The sequence below is a fragment of the Mycobacterium sp. NGS29 genome (genome assembly GCF_059812965.1).
The window spans coordinates 223122-242363 of sequence record NZ_JCALDR010000003.1 but is presented as its reverse complement, the minus strand read 5'-3'; the positions used below and the strand labels follow the sequence as shown (position 1 = coordinate 242363).

Below are 19242 nucleotides of genomic sequence, written 5' to 3'. Positions count from 1 at the left end.
CGGACAGCCGCACGGTGTCGTGTCATTGGCCAGCCGGAACCCCGAGGGCCAGCAGGGCGACGTCGTCTTCGACGCCACGGCCGAGGTCGGTCAGCAATCCTTGCAATGCGGCCATGAGGTCCGCGGCCGTCGACGGAGCGTGCGCTTGCGCGAACCGCAGCAACGCGCCGTCGTCGTCGTACCGTTCACGGCCCCGTCCGGTGCGGGCCTCGGTCAGCCCGTCGGAGTAGAGCAGCAACGTGTCGCCGGCGACCAGGCGTAGCCGGGTGGCCACGAAGTCCGGTCTGGCCAGGATGCCTACGGGTTGGCCGCCCGCGGTGGAGACTTCCCGGACTTCGCCGGCCGAACCGAGCAACAGGGCAGGTGGATGCCCACCGCTGGCCAGATGAACGTCAATGCCGGACGGGGAGGGGCGAAGGGTCCCGACGATGACGGTGGCGAAGGTGTGTGCATCGCGGGGAGCGCGCTGTTTGAGAACCTTATCCACGGTGTGCAGCACCGACACCGGGTCGGCGGTGGACATCACCGCCGCAGCCCGCAGGGTGTACCGGGTCAGCGAGGTCACCGCGGCCGCTGCCGCACCCTTGCCGGCGACGTCGCCCAGGAAAAACCCCCAGGTGTCGCCCGCGAGGGGGAACAGGTCATAGAAGTCGCCGCCGACCTCGCCGGTAGCGGCGTGATAGTGGGCGATGGCCTGCACGGACGGCGGCGGGGACAAAGACGGCGGGAGCAGCGACCGCTGCAAGGTGGCGGCGAGCAGTTCCGCGCGGGCCTGCTCGGCCTCCGCGCGGCGCCGTTCGTCCAGCAGTTCGCGTTCATAGGAGCGCCGCTTGCGCGCATCGTGGATCGCCATCCGGATGAGTTGCGGCGATCCTTTGGCGTTTGCTGTGATCAACACCGGCAGCCGGGTCGCGTCGGATCGCACCAGGTCGATCGCCATCTCGGCGACGCTGAGATTGACCTGGAGCAGCGGTGCGAAATGGGTCTCGTAATGGATGCGGGCGCCGGCGCTGAACAGCTCGGTGAACTGCCGGCCGACCAGCTCGTTCGGCGAGTACCCGAGCCAGTCGGCCAGCACGGCATTGACCGCGGTGATGCGCCGGTCGGTGGTCGCGCACAGCAGACCGCAGGGCGCGTTGTCGAAGAAGTCTTCGGGTTGGAAATCTGTCACTGAGCAAACGCTGCGATTTGGGCGGCGGTGGCCTCGGGTGCGCTCAGCTGCGGGCAGTGCCCGGTCGTGTCCAGGGTGACCAGGGTGCTGCCGGCAATGTGTTCAGCGACGTACGCGCCGACACCGGTGGGGGCGATGGCGTCCTCGGCGCATTCCAGCACCAGCGTGGGTAGTGACACCCGGGACAGGTCCGCGCGGTTGTCGGACAGAAAAGTCGTGCGCGCGAACACTTTTGCGCACGCAGGGTCGGTGCGGCAGAAGGTCTCGGCGAGTTCCTCGGACAGTTCGGGGCGGTCCGGGTTGCCCACGATGGTCGGGGCGATCGCGTGCGACCAGCCCAGGTAATTGCTGTCCAGCGAGTCGAGCAGATCGTCGATGTCGGCGCGGGTGAATCCGCCGCGGTAGTCGGCGTCGTCGATGTAGCAGGGTGACGGCGTCACCAGCACCAGCTTGGCAAACGCGTCGGGACGCTCGGCGGCGGCCAGCACACCCATCATCGCGGCAACCGAGTGGCCGACGAAGACCGGATCGCGCAACTGCAGCTGGTCGACGAGCTCGAGGATGTCCGTCGCGTAACCGTCCAGGCTGGCGTAACGCTGCGGATCCCACGCCGAAGGGTCAGCACCGCCCGAGCCGACGTGGTCGAACAGCACGACGCGGAAATGCCGGCTCAACGGCGCGGTGACGCGGCGCCACATCTCCTGGTCGCAGCCGAATCCGTGCGCCAGCATGAGCGTCGGCGCCTCCTCGGGGCCGAGGAAGTGCACATTGTTCCGGACACGGACATCCATGCCGTAATAATCGCACGTCCGCCGGCGGTCGGTCCGTGCGTCAGAACGCCTCTTCGGGCATCCGCATGATGTCGTCGTCGGTGTTCTCGATGACGCTGCGCAACCCGGCCAGTTTGGGCAGCACGTTCTTGGCGAAGAAGCCCGAAACCGCGACTTTGCCCTGATAGAAGGCCTGGTCGCCGGGTGACCGATCGCCGGCCAATGCCGCCTGGGCCACGCCGGCCTGGACCAGCAGCCGCCAGCCGATCAGCAGGTCACCGACGGCGAGCAGGTAGCGCACCGATCCCAGGCCGACCTTGTAGATGTCGGTGGGGTGCTGGGCGGCCGACATCAGGTATCCCATCAACGCGGTCGTCATGCCGGTGACGTCGTCCAGCGCGGCCTGCAGCAGTTCGGCCTGATCTTTGAGCGACTCGTCGATGTTCTCGATGGTTGTGTTGATCTGGTTCGTCAGGTGGGTCAGCGACTGGCCGTGGTCGCGAACGATCTTGCGGAAGAAGAAATCCATCGCCTGGATCGCCGTGGTGCCCTCGTAGAGTGAGTCGATCTTGGAGTCCCGGATGTACTGCTCGATGGGGTAGTCCTGCAGGAATCCCGAACCGCCCAGTGTCTGCAGGGATTCCGTCAAGATCTCGTATGCCCGCTCGGAGCCCACACCCTTGACGATCGGCAGCAGCAAGTCGTCGACGCGATGCGCCATGTCGTGATCTGCTCCCGAAACATGTTGTGCGACATCGTCATCCTGATGTGCAGCGGCATAGAGGTACAGCGCGCGCAGCCCTTCGGCGTAAGCCTTCTGGGTCATCAGGCTGCGCCGCACGTCGGGGTGGTGCATGATCGTGACCCGCGGCGCGGTCTTGTCGGTCATCTGGGTGAGGTCGGCGCCCTGCACCCGTTCCTTGGCGTAGGCCAGCGCGTTGAGGTAGCCCGTGGACAAGGTGCCGGAAGACTTGACGCCGATCGTCATTCGGGCGTGCTCGATCACAGTGAACATCTGCGCGATGCCGTTGTGCACGCCGCCGACCAGGTAGCCGACCGCGGGGACGTCGGTGGCGCCGAACGTCAGCTCGCAGGTCGGCGAGGTCTTGAGCCCCATCTTGTGCTCGAGGTTGGTGACGTACACGCCGTTGCGTTCGCCGAGTTCACCGGTCTCCGAGTCGAACAGATAGTTGGGGACGTAGAACAGGCTCAACCCTTTGGTGCCGGGCCCGGCGCCCTCGGGCCGGGCGAGCACCAGATGGAAGATGTTCTCCGTGGTGGCGCCGACGTCGCCGCCGGAGATGAACCGCTTGACGCCCTCGATGTGCCAGGTGCCGTCGGGCTGCTCGACGGCCTTGGTGCGCCCCGCGCCTACATCGGAGCCGGCGTCAGGTTCGGTGAGCACCATGGTGGCCTGCCAGCCGCGCTCGATTCCCAGTGCAGCCCAATGCTTTTGCTCCTCGTTGCCCTCTAGGAAGAGGGGTTGGGACAACACCGGGCCGAAGTTCAGGAAGGACACCGACGGGTTCGCGCAGTAGATCATCTCGTTGACGGCCCAGGTCAGCGGCGGAGGTGCGGCCATGCCGCCGATCTCCTCGGCCAGGCCCAACCGCCACCACTCGGCGTCTTTGATGGCCTGCAACGTCTTGACCACCTCGGGCGGGATGCTGATGCTGTGCGTGGCCGGGTCGAACACCGGGGGGTTGCGGTCGGCGAACGCGAAGGTTTCGGCGAGCGGCCCCTCGGCCAGGCGTGCCGCCTCGGCCAGGATGGTGTGCGCGGTGTCGAGGTCGAGATCGGCGTACCGCCCGGCACCGAGCACCGCCCCGATGTCGAGAACCTCGAACAGGTTGAACTCGAGATCCCGAACGTTGGCGATGTAGTGCCCCACTGCGGTTCCTTCCACTCAGACCGGTGGGTCTCAAGTGTGTCCGACGTCGGAAAACGTACGCAACCGTAAGTACGGGGTACTAACCGTTGGCGCCGTTCTGGCCGAAGAGCAGGCCGCGGGTGCCGCCCAGGCCGTCAGTGGAACCGACGGCCGTGCCGGTACCGCCGGCGCCACCGTTGCCGAACAGCAGCGCGTTTCCTCCGTTGCCGCCGTTGCCGGGCGGGAATGCCCCGCCGTCGCCACCCTCGCCGCCGTTACCGATCAAGCCGGACTGGCCGCCGGGGCCGCCGCTGGCGTTGGACACGAGCCCGCCGCCGCTGCCGCCGCCGCCGCCATTGCCGATGAAGAATCCGCCGGCACCGCCGGCGCCGCCGATTCCCGCGGAGGTGGCTGTCCCGCCGACCCCACCATCGCCGAACAGCCAGGCGCGACCGCCGGCGCCACCACCGAAGAATCCGGTACCTCCGGCGCCGCCCCCGCCGTAAAGCAGTCCACCGTTTCCCCCGGCGCCGCCGACCGCCGCCGTACCACTGGCGCCGCCGGCACCCCCGAAGCCGAGCAACCCGGCGGATCCCCCTCTGCCGCCGGCTTGTCCCGGGGCGACACCGGCACCGCCGGCACCGCCGTTCCCGAAGAAGATCCCACCGTCCTCGCCGGCCATGCCGGCTGCGCCGGTGCGGCCGTCGCCGAAGAACGGCCGGTTGAACAGCGCGCGGCTGGGCGCGTTGATCAGGTCGAGCACCGGCTGCAACGGCCCGAGGTTGGTGGCTTCGGCGGTGGCGTACGCACCCGCGTTGCGGGCCAGGGTCTGCACGAACTGCGCGTGAAATGCGCTGGCCTGCGCGCTGATTGACTGATAGGTCTGGGCGTGCGACCCGAAGACCGCCGCCACCGCCCGAGACACCTCGTCGGCCCCGGCAGCCAGCGCGTTCGAGGTTCGTGCTGCCGCCGCCGCGTTGGCGTCGTTGAGCAGCGAGCCGACCCGGGCCAGATCGCCCGCCGCCTGCGAAACGAACTCGGTGTTAGCGACCACGTACGACATTTCGCACCTCCACATTGAGACAGCGACCTACGAAGCTTAACGCTGTTCGGCACCGATGGATCCAACTTTTTCCGGATCGAATTCAGCGGGACCTGCACGGGTCACCGGACTTCATCACACCGTCGTTTTCATTTGTGGCAGAAGCCAATTCATTGACATACCGCAACGGAACCGAGACCTGGGCGGATCCCTGCGTCAATACACTCGGTGCATCCAGCCCAACTCTGTCCCCGCGAGGCCGCCGCAATGACCGTGTCCGCCGTCGAAGCGCCCGCTGCGGCGGCCGCCGAGCGTGGCCCGACGGTAGGTCCGGTGTGTTGGCCCGCGGCGCTGTGGTCGGTGATGTCCGTGCGCTGGGCGGCGGTGGCGCTGCTGCTCTTCGCGGCCGGCTTCGCGGCACAGCTCAGCGGTGCGCCGCAGGGTATCTGGTGGTCGTTGTACCTGGCGTGCTATCTCGCCGGCGGCTGGGGATCGGCGTGGGCCGGGGCGCAGGCGTTGCGTCACCGGGAGCTCGACGTCGACCTGTTGATGATCGTTGCCGCGGTGGGCGCGGTGGCCATCGGGCAGATCTTCGACGGCGCGCTGCTGATCGTGATTTTCGCGACCTCGGGGGCGCTCGACGAGGTCGCCACCAAGCACACGGCGGACTCGGTCAAGGGATTACTGAACCTGGCGCCCGACCGGGCTGTGGTGGTCGACGGGCACGGCAACGAACAGACAGTGCCGGCCGGCGAACTGGTGGTCGGTGACCGGGCGGTGGTGCGGCCGGGAGAGCGCATCCCGGCCGACGGGGCGGTGCTGGCCGGCGCATCCGAGGTCGACCAGTGCTCCATCACGGGTGAGTCCATGCCGGCGGCCAAGTCGGCGGGCGATGAGGTGTTCGCCGGTACGGTCAACGGATCCGGGGTGTTGCACGTCGTCGTCACGCGCGACCCGTCGCGCAGTGCGGTGGCCCGCATCGTCGAGCTGGTAGCAGCGGCGTCGGCGACGAAGGCGAAAACCCAACTGTTTGTGGAGAAGATCGAGCGGCGCTACTCGGTGGGCGTGGTGGGTGCCACCCTCGCCCTGATCGTGATCCCACTGCTGATCGGCCTGCCACTGCAGTCAGTTCTGTTGCGCGCCATGACTTTCATGATCGTGGCCTCACCGTGCGCGGTGGTCTTGGCCACCATGCCGCCGTTGCTGTCCGCGGTCGCCAACGCCGGTCGGCACGGTGTCCTGGTCAAGTCCGCGCTGGTCATGGAACATCTCGCCGACATCAGCGTCGTCGCGCTGGACAAGACCGGCACGCTGACCTGTGGGACACCGCAGCTGAGTACCGTCGAGGTGTTGCGGCCCGAGCTGGCGGATGTGCGCCGAATACTCGAATTAGCCTCCGGTGCAGAGCAATTCAGTGAGCACCCGCTGGGTCGCGCGATCGTCACGGCAGCCCGCCGTCGTGGGGTCGCCATCGCGGCGGCCGAGGACTTCCGCGCCCTGCCCGGCCGCGGGGTGCGGGCGACCGTGGACGGTGCTTTCGTCGAAGTGTGCAGTCCGGACAGCTATCGGGGGGAACCGCCGGCCGCGCTGGCGGCGATGTTGGCGGATGGTGCCACGGCGGCCGTCGTCGTCGTCAACGGAGTGGCGGTCGGGTTGCTCGGACTCACCGACCAGATTCGCGGCGACGCCGCGGTGTCGGTGGCTGCGCTGAGCGCGTTGACCACGACGCCACCGGTCTTGCTGACCGGCGACAACGTGCCCGCGGCGCGACGGGTGGGCCGGGCCGCCGGCATCACCGACGTGCGCGCGGCCATGCTGCCCGACCAGAAGGCGGCGGCAGTCCGCGCGCTACAGGGCGCGGGGCACCGGGTGCTCGTCGTCGGCGACGGGGTCAACGACGCGCCCGCCATGGCCGCGGCGTGCGCGTCGGTGGCGATGGGCGCCGGGGCCGACCTCACGCTGCAGACCGCCGACGGGGTGACGGTCCGCGACGAACTGCACACCATTCCGACGATCATCGGGCTGGCCCGGCACGCCCGCCGGGTGGTGGCGGTGAACCTCGCGGCCGCCGGCAGTCTCATCGCGGTGCTGGTGCTGTGGGATCTGTTCGGGCAGCTCCCGCTGCCGCTCGGGGTCGCCTGCCACGAAGGTTCCACGCTGCTGGTCGCCCTGAACGGACTGCGCCTGTTGACCGACCGGGCGTGGCGGGCCGCCGCGTCGGGTTGCGGCCCGGCAGCCCCGCCGGGAACAAAGACCGTGGTCGCGGCGTTACCGCTGACGTGACTACCCAAGACCTCACCGCTGCACAGTTCAACGACACGATCGCCGGCAACGAGATGGTGCTCGTCGACTTCTGGGCGTCCTGGTGCGGCCCGTGCCGGGCCTTCGCGCCGACGTTCAAGGCGGCCTCCGACAAGCACCCCGATGTGGTGTTCGCCAAGGTCGACACCGAAGCCGAGCAAGAGCTGGCCGCGGCGGCCCAGATCCGGTCCATCCCCACGCTGATGGCGTTCAAGAACGGCCAACTGCTGTTCAACCAGGCGGGCGCCCTGCCGCCGGCCGCGCTGGAAGACCTGATCCAGCAACTGAAGGGCTACGAGGCTGCGGAGGCTGAAGTAACCGAGGTCTAGACCCGGCAGCCCGCGGGCGCTCTGCGATACCGTGCACAGGTGAGTCTGGTCCTCCTGGAACACCCGCGGCCCGAGATCGCCCTGATCACCCTGAACCGTCCCGAGCGAATGAACTCGATGGCCTTCGACGTCATGGTTCCGCTGCGGGAGGCCCTTGAAGAGGTCGGCACCGACAACTCGGTGCGGGTGGTGGTGCTCACCGGCGCGGGCAAGGGCTTCTCGTCGGGGGCGGATCACAAGTCCGCGGGCTCGGTTCCGCACGTCGATGGCCTGACCCGCCCGACGTATGCGCTGCGGTCCATGGAGATCCTCGACGACGTCATCCTCAAGCTGCGCCGCCTGCATCAACCGGTGATCGCCGCGGTGAACGGCGCGGCCATCGGCGGCGGACTGTGTCTGGCCCTGGCCGCCGATGTGCGGGTGGCCTCTACCACCGCATACTTCCGGGCGGCGGGCATCAACAACGGCCTGACCGCCAGCGAACTCGGCCTCAGTTACCTGCTGCCCAGGGCCATCGGGTCGTCGCGGGCCTTCGAGATCATGCTGACCGGCCGTGACATCTCCGCCGAGGAGGCCGAACGGATCGGATTGGTGTCCTGCCAGGTGCCGCCCACCCAGCTGCTGGACACCTGTTATGCGATCGCGGCGCGCATGGCGGCGTTCTCGCGTCCGGGTATCGAGTTGACCAAACGAACACTTTGGAGTGGACTGGACGCCGGTAGTCTCGAGGGACACATGCAGGCCGAGGGCCTGGGACAGCTTTTCGTCCGTCTACTCACCTCCAACTTCGAAGAAGCGGTTGCCGCACGCGCGGAGAGACGGCCGGCGGTGTTCACCGACGAAAAATAGGGAGCAGATGTGATCACGGCTACGGACCTGGAGGTCCGCGCTGGTGCGCGCATCCTGCTCTCACCCGACGGGCCGGCGCTGCGGGTGCAGCCCGGTGATCGGATCGGGTTGGTCGGCCGCAACGGTGCGGGCAAGACCACCACCCTGCGGATCCTGGCGGGGGAGGGCCAGCCCTACGCCGGTACGGTCACCCGCAAGGGCGAAATCGGTTATCTGCCACAGGATCCCAAAGAGGGCGATCTGGACGTGCTGGCTCGCGACCGGGTGTTGTCCGCCCGCGGTCTCGATGTGCTGCTCACCGATCTGGAAAAGCAGCAGGCGTTGATGGCCGAGGTCGCCGACGACGACGCGCGGGACCGCGCCATCCGCCGCTACGGCCAACTCGAGGAGCGCTTCGTCGCGCTCGGGGGCTACAGCGCCGAAAGCGAGGCGGGCCGCATCTGCGCGAGTCTCGGTCTGCCCGAACGGGTGCTCACCCAGCAGTTGCACACCCTGTCCGGCGGGCAACGGCGCCGGGTGGAGTTGGCGCGAATCCTGTTCGCCGCCTCCGACAGTGGCGCGGGTTCGTCCACCACGTTGCTGCTCGACGAGCCCACCAACCACCTCGACGCGGATTCGGTGGGCTGGCTACGGGACTTCCTGCGGTCGCACACCGGTGGCGTGGTGATGATCAGCCACAACGTCGACCTGATCGCCGATGTCGTCAACCGGGTGTGGTTCCTCGATGCGGTGCGCGGTGAGATGGACGTCTACAACATGGGCTGGCAGAAGTACCTCGACGCCCGCGCGACCGACGAGCAGCGTCGCCGCCGCGAGCGCGCCAACGCCGAACGCAAGGCCGCCGCGCTGCGCACCCAGGCCGCCAAGCTGGGTGCCAAGGCCACCAAAGCCGTTGCCGCGCAGAACATGTTGCGCCGCGCCGACCGGATGATGGCCTCGCTGGACGAGGAACGCGTCGCCGACAAGGTGGCCCGCATCAAATTCCCCACCCCGGCCCCGTGCGGCCGCACCCCGCTGGTGGTCAAAGGCCTGAGCAAGACCTACGGCTCCCTGGAGGTGTTCACCGGGCTCGACCTGGCCATCGACCGCGGCTCGCGGGTGGTCGTGCTCGGGCTCAACGGTGCCGGCAAGACCACGCTGCTGCGGTTGCTGGCCGGGGTGGAGACGCCCGACACCGGCGGCCTGGAACCCGGACACGGTCTGCGCATCGGCTATTTCGCGCAGGAGCACGACACCTTGGACAACGACGCGACGGTCTGGCAGAACATCCGGCACGCCGCTCCCGAATCCGGCGAGCAGGAGCTGCGCGGGCTGCTCGGTGCGTTCATGTTCAGCGGCCCGCAACTCGACCAGCCGGCGGGCACGCTGTCCGGGGGTGAGAAGACGCGGCTCGCGCTGGCCGGCCTGGTCGCATCCACCGCCAACGTGTTGCTGCTCGACGAACCGACCAACAACCTCGACCCGGCCTCACGCGAGCAGGTCCTCGACGCGCTGCGCAGCTACCAGGGCTCGGTGGTGCTGGTGACCCACGACCCCGGTGCGGCCGAAGCCCTGGACCCGCAACGCGTCCTGTTGTTGCCCGACGGCACCGAGGACTACTGGTCCGAGGACTATCGCGACCTGATCGAACTGGCCTGAGCTCCCGCTGGATCTACCGGACGGCGAGTTCGAGGCGGTTCAAGCGACGGACCAAGATGCTCGGAAGCCACTCGCCGACGTCTGCCGGCTCGATCCAGGTCGTGCGTTCCAGCAGCATCCTGAACACGATGTGCGCCTCCAGCCGCGCCAGGGCGGCGCCGACGCAGAAGTGCACTCCCTTCCCGAAGGCCACATGGCCTTTGGCGCCGGCGCGGTCGAGGCGGAACTCGTCGGGCGCTTCGAAATGTGCTGGGTCGCGGTTGGCGGCGCCCCACATCAGCAACAAGTGGGAATCGGCCGGCACCGGCACCCCGCCCAGGGTGGTGTCGCGCCACACGTGGCGATAGTGCCCGCGGAAGGGGGCCTCATACCGGAGTGCCTCTTCGATGAAGGCGTTGAGCAGGTCGGGATGCTCGCGCAACTGCTGTTGTATCGCCGGCTGTTCGGCCAGCACCCAGGCGGCGCTGCCCAGCAACGATGCGGTGGACTCGCCGGCAGCGCTGAACAGCGTGATCATGATGCCCATCGCCACCATCTGGTCGACTTCGCCCGATGCGTACCGAGCCGCCAGGTCGGCGATCAGACCGGATTCGGCTGAGTTCCCGGCCTTCTCGAAATGCTCCATGACATAACCCGACAATTCGAATGCAGCCACGCCGGCTGCCTCGAGTTGAGATTGTGTGACGACTCCGTCGAGCATCGTGGTGGTGGCGAAGCCCAACCTGATCAGGTTGTCGACATCGGCGCCGGGCAGACCCAGCAGCTTGGCAACGACCATCATCGGAAGCCGGTTGGCTATCGCGCTCATCCACTCGATACGCCCGTCCCGCAGGCCCTCGACCCACAGCCGCTGGGCGACCTCGCCGGCGAATTGTTCGATGATGCGGACGCGCTTGGCAGCTAGATGTGGCAGCAGGATCTTGCGGTGAACCGCATGGATCGGATCATCGGCGGTGGCCAGAGCGTGGTGGGGGCTGCCGGCCTCCATCATCGGGAACGGGGTGATGGTCCCGTCGTCGTGGTAGACCATCGTCGCGGTGAGGTTGGAGGAAAAGTCTTCGACCCGCTGGACGGCATCAACGACCGCATCCCAGCCGCAGACCGCGTAGAACGCCGAGTCCCCGATGCGGTGCACCGGGGCCTGGGCGCGCATCCGTGCATACAGCGGATAGGGATCCTGCAAAGCCTGCGCGCCGAAGAAGTTGAGCGGCTCATCCAGCACAGGCATGCCCTCAGGTTCGTGCCAATCAGCTAACCGGTCAACACTTCCCGCTGAAGTTGATAACCGTTGCAGATTCCCACCCAGCTGCGAATCCTCAGATCGGCGACGCCATCAGCTAATTAGCGTGAGAAGATTGCAGTCATAATTATCATGGTGCGAAATGCCTTGCAATGACATCGACGCCGGTGGACCATCGTCGTATGCCCCGGACGGACTGGCTGGTCGGGCGGGACCGCCACACCGAAGCTGCCGAGCGGATTTACTCCGCTGCGGCCGACCTCATCGCCGACGTCGGATACGACGCATTCACCATCGAGGCCTTGGCCGCCAGGGTGCACTGCTCTCCGGCGACGATCTACCGGCACGCCGGCGGCAAAGCAACGATCCGCGACGCCGTCGTCGCCCGGCTCGGCACGAAGATCGTCGATTCCGTCCGCAGTGCCATCGAGGACCTGACCGGCCCCGACCGCGTTGTCGCCGCGACCATCGTTGCGCTCCAACGGGTGCAAGCTCAGCCCATGACTCAGCTCTTCCAGTCGATGAACATGAACTCCGGCAGCGACTGGCTCGCCAATTCGCCTGCCGTGCAAACCTTTGCCGCTGAAATGCTCGGCCCCGACAACCCCGACCCACTGGCCGTGCAGTGGCTGATCCGGGTGTTCCTGGCGCTGTGGTGTTGGCCGTTGAAAGACCCGGAAGCTCAAATGGCATTGCTGCGGCGCTTTTTCGCAGCGTCCTTCGCCGACGACTGACGGTCCCGTGCAACAGCCGGGTAGGCGACCATGACACTGTCCCCAACGAAGATGGATCAGGCCAGATCCGGCCGCCGCACCGAATTCTCCACCAGGTCCAGCACCGCCGCCAAGCGCTGCGGGTCTTCGCCCGACGCCAGCCGCGCCACCAGACCGTCCAGCACCAGGTCCAGGTAGCAGTGCAGCACGTCGGCGGGCACGTCGTCGCGAACCCGGCCGGCCTGCTTCTGCCGGTGCAACCGTTCGGTGGTCGCCGCCGCCAGCTCGGCGGACCGTTCGGCCCAGCCGCGGCTGAACTCGGGGTCGTGACGCAGCTTGCGCGCGATCTCCAGCCGAGTGGCCAGCCAGTCGAACTGCTCGGGAGCGGCCAGCATGTTGCGCATCACCTGGATCAACCCTTGGCGCGAGGCGACTTCCGCCATGCGCTGGGTGTCCTCGCGCGCGAGCGCGAAGAACAGCGCGTCCTTGTCGCGGTAGTGGTGAAAGATCGCACCACGCGACATGCCGATCTCTTTCTCCAGCCGGCGCACCGTGGCCTGGTCGTAGCCATACTCGGCGAAACAGCGGCGCGCGCCGTCCAGGATCTGACGGCGCCGCGCCTCGAGATGATCCTCGCTGACTTTGGGCACAGGCGGGGGATGTGGTTGCGGCTAGCCAGAGTTCAGCATGTTGCGCAGTACGTACTGCAGGATGCCGCCGTTGCGGTAGTAGTCGGCTTCACCCGGGGTGTCGATGCGGACCTTGGCGTCGAACTCGATCGGGTCGCCGGTTTCCTTGCTGGCCTTGACCTTCACCGTCTTCGGCGTCTTGCCGTCGTTGAGTTCTTCGATGCCGGTGATGTCGAAGGTCTCGGTACCGTCCAGGCCCAGCGACTGCGCCGACTCCCCGTCCGGGAACTGCAGCGGAATCACGCCCATGCCAATCAGATTCGAGCGGTGGATACGTTCGAAGGACTCGGTGATCACCGCCCGCACGCCCAGCAGCCGGGTGCCCTTGGCCGCCCAGTCGCGCGACGAGCCCGACCCGTACTCCTTGCCGCCCAGCACCACCAGCGGGATGTCTTCCTTCGCGTAGTTCTGTGCCGCGTCGTAGATGAACGCCTGCGGCGCATCCTCTTTGGTGAAGTCGCGGGTGTACCCGCCGGACACGTCGTCGAGCAGCTGGTTGCGCAACCGGATGTTGGCGAAGGTGCCGCGGATCATCACCTCGTGGTTGCCGCGGCGTGAGCCGAAGGAGTTGTAGTCCTTGCGCTCGACGCCATGCTCGTCGAGGTACTCCGCGGCCGGGGTGCCCGGCTTGATGCTGCTCGCCGGCGAGATGTGGTCGGTAGTGACCGAATCACCAAGCAGCGCAAGAACTCTGGCGCCCTTGATGTCACTGACCGGCTCGGGTTCCTTCGACATCCCGTCGAAGTAGGGAGGCTTGCGCACATACGTCGAGTCCTCGTCCCATTCGAAGGTGTTGCCGCTGGGCGTCGGCAGGTTCTGCCAGCGCTCGTCGCCCTTGAACACGTCGGCGTAGTTCTTGGTGAACATCTCCTGGCTGATGGCCGACGCGATGGTGTCCGACACATCCTTCTGCGACGGCCAGATGTCCTTGAGGAAGACATCGTTGCCGTCCTTGTCCTGGCCCAGGGGGTCCTCGTCGAAGTCGAAGTCCATCGACCCCGCCAGCGCATAGGCGACCACCAGCGGCGGCGACGCCAGGTAGTTCATCTTCACGTCCGGGTTGATGCGGCCCTCGAAGTTGCGGTTACCGGACAGCACGGCCGCGACGGCAAGGTCGTTGTCGTTAACCGCCTTCGAGATGTCCTCGGGCAGCGGCCCGGAGTTGCCGATGCAGGTGGTGCAGCCGTAGCCGACCAAGTAGAAGCCCAACTTCTCCAGGTACGGCCACAATCCCGCCTTGTCGTAGTAGTCGTTGACCACCTGCGAGCCCGGCGCCATCGTGGTCTTCACCCACGGCTTGGAGGTCAGCCCCTTCTCGACGGCGTTACGTGCCAGCAGCGCCGCGCCCAGCATCACTTCGGGATTGGAGGTGTTGGTGCACGACGTGACCGCCGCGATCACCACCGCGCCGTGGTCCAGCACGAACTCGCCGTATTCGTCGGACTTCACCTCGACGGGGTTGCTGACCCGACCCTTGGCATGCACTGCGGCCGAATGGACCTTGGGAGCGTCGTCGGCGTGGCCGTTGTCCGGCGAACCGGGATCGCTGGCCGGGAACGACTCGTCCACCGTCTCATCCAGTTTCGAATAACCCTGCTTGTCGTCGGAGCCGTCTTCGACGTAGCTGGTGATGTGCTTGCGGAAGGTCGACTTGGCTTCCGACAACGCAATTCGGTCCTGCGGGCGCTTCGGGCCGGCGATCGACGGCACCACCTCGGACAGGTCGAGTTCCAGGTACTCGGAGAAGTTCGGTTCGTGGTCGGGATCGTGCCACAGCCCTTGCTCTTTGGCGTAGGCCTCGACCAGCGCCAGCTGATCTTCGCTGCGCCCGGTGAACTTCAGGTAGGAGATGGTCTCTTCGTCGATCGGGAAAATCGCTGCGGTGGAACCGAATTCGGGGCTCATGTTGCCCAGCGTGGCGCGGTTGGCCAACGGCACTTCGGCGACGCCGTTGCCGTAGAACTCGACGAATTTGCCGACGACGCCGTGCTTGCGCAGCATTTCGGTGACGGTCAGCACCACGTCGGTGGCCGTGACGGCCGGCTGGATCTCGCCGGTCAGCTTGAAGCCGACGACGCGGGGGATGAGCATCGACACCGGCTGACCGAGCATCGCGGCCTCGGCCTCGATGCCGCCCACGCCCCAGCCGAGCACCCCGAGGCCGTTGACCATCGTGGTGTGGGAGTCGGTGCCCACGCAGGTGTCCGGGTAGGCGACTGTCTTACCCGCGCCGTTGGCGCGGGTCATGACGACACTGGCCAGGTATTCGATGTTGACCTGGTGCACGATGCCGGTGCCGGGCGGCACCACCTTGAAGTCGTCGAACGCACCTTGCCCCCAGCGCAGGAACTGGTAGCGCTCGCCGTTGCGTTCGTACTCGATCTCGACGTTGCGCTCGAAGGCGTCGGCGGTGCCGAACAGGTCGGCGATCACCGAGTGGTCGATCACCAGATCGGCCGGCGCCAGCGGGTTGACCTTCTCGGCGTCGCCGCCCAGATCGCCGATCGCCTCGCGCATGGTGGCCAGGTCGACGATGCAGGGCACCCCGGTGAAGTCCTGCATCACCACCCGGGCGGGGGTGTACTGGATTTCGATGCTGGGTTCCGCCTCGGGATCCCAGTTCGCGATCGCCTCGATGTGCTCCTTGGTGATGTTGCTGCCGTCTTCGTTGCGGAGCAGGTTCTCGGCGAGCACCTTGAGGCTGTAGGGGAGTTTCTTGGTCTCAGGGACGGCATCGAGACGGTAGATCTCGTATTCTTTGTCGCCGACCTTGAGGGTGTCGCGGGCTTCGAACGAGTTCACCGAACCTTTGCTAGTCACATCAACTCCCGAGGATTAAGTTCTTCCCGCCGACGGGCCGTGTCGGCGGGGGCGGTGCAACTTTAACAGTACGCTTGTCCTGCATTAGATTGCCACCCGCTCTGCCCAGTCTTGTCGCATCGCGCGCTCCTGGGAAGGTCGGGTCTCACCCCCGGCCGCACCGGGCGTCGCACCGCCGAGCGTCGCACCGCCGAGCGTCGCACCGCCGAGCGTCACACCGCCGAGCGTCACACCGCCGAGCGTCACACTAGAGTGATTGCGGTCGCCGAGCGTCACGCCAGCGTGGCACCTGGGGTCACGGCGGGACCCTGCGGTCGCCGAGCGTCACGCCAGCGTGGCAGTCGGCGTCGAACGTCACGCCAGCGTGACAACCTGGGGTGACGGCGGGACCACGCGGTCGCCGAGCGTCACGCCAGTGTGGCAGTCGGCGTCGAACGTCACGCCAGCGTGACAACCTGGGGTGACGGCGGGACCCTGCGGTCGCCGAGCGTCACGCCAGCGTGACAACCTGGGGTGACGGCGGACCCTGCGGTCGCCGAGCGTCACGCCAGCGTGGCAGTCGGCGTCGAACGTCACGCCAGCGTGACAACCTGGGGTGACGGCGGGACCCTGCGGTCGCCCAGCGTCACGCCAGCGTGGCAGTCGGCGTCGAGCGTCACGCCAGCGTGACAAACCTGGGGTGACGCCCAGACACCCGGCGCCTGCGGGACACCCGGGTCGAAGAGATGACGACGGAGGAAGTACGCGATGACCGAACTGCCGTTGCCGCAGACGATCCCGTTTCTGCCCGCATACATCCCGCAGGACGTCGACATCAACGCGATCAAGGCCGAGGTGCACGCGGACGGCGTCGCGGCGCCTCCGGGACCCGAGCCGGGTCTGCTCGACATCGTCAACCATGCCCGCAGCGAAGGCATCACGCTCAAGATCGTGCTGCTCGACCACAATCCGCCCAACGACACCCCGCTGCGTGATATCGCGACCGTCGTCGGCGCCGACTACCCGGACTCCACCGTCCTGGTGCTCAGCCCCAGCTACGTCGGCAGCTACAGCTCGCACTTCCCGCGCGTCACGTTGGAAGCCGGGGAAGACCATTCCAAAACCGGCAATCCGGTGCAGTCTGCGCAGAACTTTCTCAACGAGCTCAATACCCCAGAGTTCCCCTGGACTGGCCTCACCATCGCTTTGCTGATCGGGGTGTTTGCCGCGGCTGCGGGCACCCGACTGATGCAGCGTCGCAATCGCCGGCCAGCAACGTCGCCGACTCGGCCCGAGGTGACTTCCAGCGCCGACGCATAGGGCATCTAAGCAGGTGGCGACCCTGCGTCGCAGCGCCTACAGGTTCTGATCCTTCCTGGTTGGCAAACCCGCCAGGTCACTGTTGGGTCACAGTAAACGCACTTCCTGAGTGCAATTTGTGACTTGCGTTTCTTTAGCGGCAAGTGTGACGTACGGTGCGAATGATGCTGATGTTGTTTATGGCGCGTTCTGCGAAAACCGGCGCCGTCCGTCCGATTTAAGCCGTAGGAGATCCAAGTCGAATGAGACGGACACGCCCTGGCTCTGCCTCTCAAACCGCCGCCCGGCTGGTGCGCCCAGCCGTTCCGGCGGTATTGAGCGTGGCGCTGTTGCTGGGCACCCCCGAACTTGCCCACGGCGAGCCTGCCGCAGACAGCATCGCGGTGCTGATTGCCAACGTCGCCCGGGCCAACCAGCGCCTCGAAGACCTGAGCGCCACCGTCGAAATCGAGCAGGAGAGCGTCAATAAGGCCCTCGTCGCCGTCGAGGACGCCCGCGAACAGGCCGAGGTCGCCGGTCGCGAACTCGAAGCCAGCCAGCAGGCCGTCAAGGACGCCGGTGCGGCCATCACCGCAGCCCAGCGCCGGTTCAACGTCTTCGCGGTCGCGACGTACATGAACGGCCCCGACGGCGGCTACCTGTCCGCCCACAGTCCCGACGAGATGATCGCCGCCGCCGGTGCCGCCCGCACCATGGCCGCCAGTGCGCAGGCCGTGCTGACCCGGTTGCAACGCGCCCGCACCGAGCAGGTGAACAAGGAATCAGTGGCGCGGTTGGCCAAGCAGAAGGCCGACCGGGCCGCTGTCGACGCCAAGGCCAGCCAGGACGCCGCGGCCCACGCGCTGGAGGACACCCGGCGCAAGTTCGACCAGCAACGCGAAGAAGTCAATCGCCTGGCAGCCGAGCGTGAAGAAGCCGAAAACAAGCTGCAGCAGGCCCGATTCGTCGCGTGGACGCAGTCGGGCGGCCAGGGCACCCCGCCGAACATGTGGGACACCGCCGGCGGCACCGGCGGTGGCCGTCGCTGGGACGGCTGGGACCCCTCGCTGCCGCAGGTGCCCAGCGCCAACGTGCCCGGGGACCCGATCGCGGTGGTCAACCAGGTGCTCGGTTACTCGGCGACCTCGGCGCAGGTCACCGCCACCATGGGCAAGCAATTCCTGCAGGGGCTGGGCATCCTCAAGCCCGACGACACGGGCATCACCAACGCGCCGACCGGTGCGACGTCGGGGCGCATCCCGCGGGTCTACGGACGGCAGGCCTCCGAGTACGTGATCCGTCGCGGCCTGTCCCAGATCGGCGTGCCGTACTCCTGGGGCGGTGGCAACGCGGCCGGACCCAGCCACGGCATCGACTCCGGCGCCAACATCACCGGCTTCGACTGTTCCGGACTGGTGCTCTACTCGTTCGCCGGCGTGGGCATCAAGCTGCCGCACTACTCGGGTTCGCAGTACAACATGGGCCGCAAGATCCCGACCTCCCAGATGCGCCGCGGCGACGTCATCTTCTACGGCCCCGGCGGCAGCCAGCACGTCACCATCTACCTCGGCAACGGCCAGATGCTCGAGGCGCCCGACATCGGTTTGAAGGTGCGAACTGCGCCGGTACGCACCAGCGGCATGACGCCGTTCGTGATCCGCTACATCGAGTATTAACGAGGACTCATGCGCCACAAGCGAATTCATCTGCCCCTAGCCCGGCTCCTGCCCCTGATCCTGGGGTTGGTCGCCGGGCTGGTGGTCGCTGTGGCGCCCCCCGCCGCCGCCGACGGGGAGTGGGATCCCACCCTGCCCGCCGCGGTGAGCGCCGGCGCCCCGGGCGACCCGCTGGCGGTTGCCAACGCCTCGCTGCAGGCCACCGCACAGGCCACCCAGACCACGCTCAACCTCGGCCAGCAGTTCCTCAGCGGCCTCGGCATCAACCTCGGCGGTACGCCGGCGGCCGCCAACACCAGCGGCAGCCGGATTCCGCGGGCGAACGGCCGGGAGGCCATCGAGCACGTGATCCGCCGTGCCGGATCCCAAATGGGCGTGCCGTATTCGTGGGGCGGTGGCTCGCTGGAAGGCCCCAGTAAAGGAGTGGACTCCGGTGCGGGCATCAACGGCTTCGACTGCTCGGGTCTGATGCGGTACGCGTTTGCCGGCGTCGGTGTGTTGATCCCGCGGTTCTCCGGGGACCAGTACAACGCCGGGCGCCACATCCCGCAGAACGAGGCCCGGCGCGGCGACCTCATCTTCTACGGCCCCAACGGCAACCAGCACGTCACGATGTATCTGGGCAACGGGCAGATGTTGGAGGCTTCCAGCCTGGCCGGCAAAGTCACGATCAGCCCGGTGCGCAAGCCCGGCATGACTCCGTATCTGACTAGGATCATCGAGTACTGAGCCGAAGAGCCGGGGGGCGTACCAGGGGTGGTGCCGGCCCGTCAGCGAAGCCGGTGACGTCGACGGATTCCAGGACGCCTGGAATAGTTGAACGCGGGCACGTCGCTGCCCCGCGATATTGGTCGTG

At 67.2% G+C, this 19242-nt stretch carries 15 protein-coding genes and 1 pseudogene; 8 read left to right on the top strand and 8 right to left on the bottom strand.

The features are described 5' to 3' along the window. Positions 1–22: 22 nt before the first annotated feature. The 4 genes and pseudogenes from AC5Y5Z_RS05800 to AC5Y5Z_RS05785 form a co-directional block, all read right to left on the bottom strand. A complete protein-coding gene (locus AC5Y5Z_RS05800; protein WP_499923866.1) occupies positions 23–1171 on the bottom strand; it encodes a PP2C family protein-serine/threonine phosphatase in 1149 nt (382 codons plus the stop codon). Continuing rightward, a complete protein-coding gene (locus tag AC5Y5Z_RS05795) occupies positions 1168–1962 on the bottom strand; it encodes an alpha/beta fold hydrolase (protein WP_463825078.1) in 795 nt (264 codons plus the stop codon). The genes AC5Y5Z_RS05800 and AC5Y5Z_RS05795 overlap by 4 nt, the downstream gene beginning before the upstream one ends. Before the next feature lie 40 nt (positions 1963–2002). Next, a complete protein-coding gene (locus tag AC5Y5Z_RS05790; RefSeq protein ID WP_463825079.1) occupies positions 2003–3832 on the bottom strand; it encodes an acyl-CoA dehydrogenase in 1830 nt (609 codons plus the stop codon). 82 nt (positions 3833–3914) lie between these two features. Beyond that, positions 3915–4874 (bottom strand): annotated as a pseudogene (locus tag AC5Y5Z_RS05785) (PE family protein); the annotation flags it as partial. Positions 4875–5120: 246 nt separating this feature from the next. Between AC5Y5Z_RS05785 and AC5Y5Z_RS05780 the strand changes: the two are divergent. From AC5Y5Z_RS05780 to AC5Y5Z_RS05765, 4 genes are read left to right on the top strand one after another with little or no spacing between them, the layout of a single operon-like run. Further along, a complete protein-coding gene (locus tag AC5Y5Z_RS05780) occupies positions 5121–7136 on the top strand; it encodes a heavy metal translocating P-type ATPase (RefSeq protein WP_499923864.1) in 2016 nt (671 codons plus the stop codon). Continuing rightward, entirely contained in the window at positions 7133–7483 is a 351-nt protein-coding gene (gene trxA, locus AC5Y5Z_RS05775; RefSeq protein WP_463825081.1) for a thioredoxin, read from the top strand. The genes AC5Y5Z_RS05780 and trxA overlap by 4 nt, the downstream gene beginning before the upstream one ends. A gap of 21 nt (positions 7484–7504) precedes the next feature. Next, entirely contained in the window at positions 7505–8332 is an 828-nt protein-coding gene (locus tag AC5Y5Z_RS05770) for an enoyl-CoA hydratase (protein ID WP_473139673.1), read from the top strand. Positions 8333–8341: 9 nt separating this feature from the next. Next, positions 8342–9970 (top strand): ABC-F family ATP-binding cassette domain-containing protein, encoded by a 1629-nt coding sequence (locus AC5Y5Z_RS05765; RefSeq protein WP_463825082.1) that lies wholly within the window; start codon positions 8342–8344, stop codon positions 9968–9970. Positions 9971–9983: 13 nt separating this feature from the next. On the opposite strand, the gene AC5Y5Z_RS05760 is transcribed toward AC5Y5Z_RS05765, so the two are convergent. Beyond that, the gene (locus AC5Y5Z_RS05760) at positions 9984–11198 is read right to left on the bottom strand and encodes a cytochrome P450 (RefSeq protein ID WP_499923861.1); all 1215 of its coding nucleotides are present in this window, start codon (positions 11196–11198) and stop codon (positions 9984–9986) included. A gap of 194 nt (positions 11199–11392) precedes the next feature. Between AC5Y5Z_RS05760 and AC5Y5Z_RS05755 the strand changes: the two genes are divergently transcribed. Next, on the top strand, positions 11393–11944 hold the full coding sequence (locus AC5Y5Z_RS05755; RefSeq protein ID WP_499923859.1) for a TetR/AcrR family transcriptional regulator: 552 nt from the start codon (positions 11393–11395) through the stop codon (positions 11942–11944). A gap of 56 nt (positions 11945–12000) precedes the next feature. On the opposite strand, the gene AC5Y5Z_RS05750 is transcribed toward AC5Y5Z_RS05755, so the two are convergent. The 3 genes from AC5Y5Z_RS05750 to AC5Y5Z_RS05740 form a co-directional block, all read right to left on the bottom strand. Continuing rightward, on the bottom strand, positions 12001–12573 hold the full coding sequence (locus AC5Y5Z_RS05750; protein ID WP_463825085.1) for a TetR/AcrR family transcriptional regulator: 573 nt from the start codon (positions 12571–12573) through the stop codon (positions 12001–12003). A 21-nt stretch (positions 12574–12594) separates the two neighbouring features. Beyond that, entirely contained in the window at positions 12595–15432 is a 2838-nt protein-coding gene (locus tag AC5Y5Z_RS05745; RefSeq protein WP_499923857.1) for an aconitate hydratase, read from the bottom strand. Between the two features lie 84 nt (positions 15433–15516). After that, the gene (locus AC5Y5Z_RS05740) at positions 15517–15708 is read right to left on the bottom strand and encodes a hypothetical protein (RefSeq protein WP_499923855.1); all 192 of its coding nucleotides are present in this window, start codon (positions 15706–15708) and stop codon (positions 15517–15519) included. A 471-nt stretch (positions 15709–16179) separates the two neighbouring features. On the opposite strand from AC5Y5Z_RS05740, the gene AC5Y5Z_RS05735 reads away from it, so the two are divergent. From AC5Y5Z_RS05735 to ripB, 3 genes are all read left to right on the top strand, one after another. After that, a complete protein-coding gene (locus AC5Y5Z_RS05735; protein WP_499923853.1) occupies positions 16180–16731 on the top strand; it encodes an Rv1476 family membrane protein in 552 nt (183 codons plus the stop codon). Positions 16732–16973: 242 nt separating this feature from the next. Further along, positions 16974–18386 (top strand): NlpC/P60 family peptidoglycan endopeptidase RipA, encoded by a 1413-nt coding sequence (gene ripA / locus AC5Y5Z_RS05730; RefSeq protein ID WP_499923852.1) that lies wholly within the window; start codon positions 16974–16976, stop codon positions 18384–18386. Positions 18387–18395: 9 nt separating this feature from the next. After that, a complete protein-coding gene (gene ripB, locus AC5Y5Z_RS05725; RefSeq protein ID WP_463825089.1) occupies positions 18396–19115 on the top strand; it encodes an NlpC/P60 family peptidoglycan endopeptidase RipB in 720 nt (239 codons plus the stop codon). Positions 19116–19242 lie beyond the last annotated feature (127 nt).